At 74.9% G+C, this 900-nt stretch carries 1 protein-coding gene; it reads right to left on the bottom strand.

From position 1 onward, the window contains the following. Nucleotides 1–900, bottom strand: a 900-nt coding sequence (gene eccCb / locus KUM32_RS41215) for a type VII secretion protein EccCb (RefSeq protein ID WP_217146769.1), incomplete at both ends; no start/stop codon positions are given.

The following is a 900-nucleotide window of genomic DNA, read 5'->3' as shown; positions in this document are numbered from 1 at the left end:
CCGCGAAGACCACCTCGTCGTCGGTGTAGCGCTCCATGAGGCCGTGCGCGACGAGCCGCACCACGTTGGTCTTGCCGCACTCGCCGTCGCCGAGCACCAGCAGGTGCTGGTCCCGCCGGAACAGGTCGAGCAGCGCCGGCTGGAGCGCGTTCTGGTCGAGCCCCAGCGGCACCCGGCGCGGCTCGGCCTCCGGGCCCGGCAGCCGGTGGGCGCCGAGCTTGGCGGGCAGCACCCGCACGGGTGGCGCCGGCGGTCCTGACCAGGCGGCTCGGACGGCGCGCACCGCCTGCTCGGTCGCCGCGCCCAGCTCGTCGGCCGTGGCCAGCCCGTCGATGCGGGGCAGGGCCACCTGCGCGAAGAGCTTGGCGTCGGTCAGCGCCCGGCCCGGCTCGTCGGGGGTGAGCGTCTCGGCGAGGCGACGGCCCACCGTGCTGTCCGACGGGTCGTTCAGGCGCAGTTCGACGCGGGTGCCGAAGGCGGACTGGGCGGCGATGCGCACCTCGTTCCAGCGCAACATGCCGGCCACGACGTGGATGCCGTACCCGCTGCCCCGCTTGAGGAGTTCGACCACGGCGTCGTCCAACTCGTCGAACGCCTCCCGCAGCTCCCCGAAGCCGTCGATCACCAGCACGACGTCGGTGGAGCCGAGTTCGGGCAGTTCGCCCTGGGCGCGCAGCCGGCGCAGCTCGTCCACGGAGTCGATGCCGCGCTCGCGGAAGACGTCCTCGCGGGCCGTGAGCATCGCGCGGACCTCCTCCACCGTGCGGGCGGCGCGCTCGCGGTCCGAGCGGCCGGCGACGCCACCGACGTGCGGCAGCCCCGCCATCGCCTGCAAACCACCGCCGACGAGGTCGAGGCCGTAGACGCCGACCTCCTGCGGGGTGTGGGTCAGGGCGAGGC

This window comes from Streptomyces sp. AC627_RSS907 (assembly GCF_019049165.1).
This window is presented reverse-complemented; position numbering and strand designations above follow the sequence as displayed.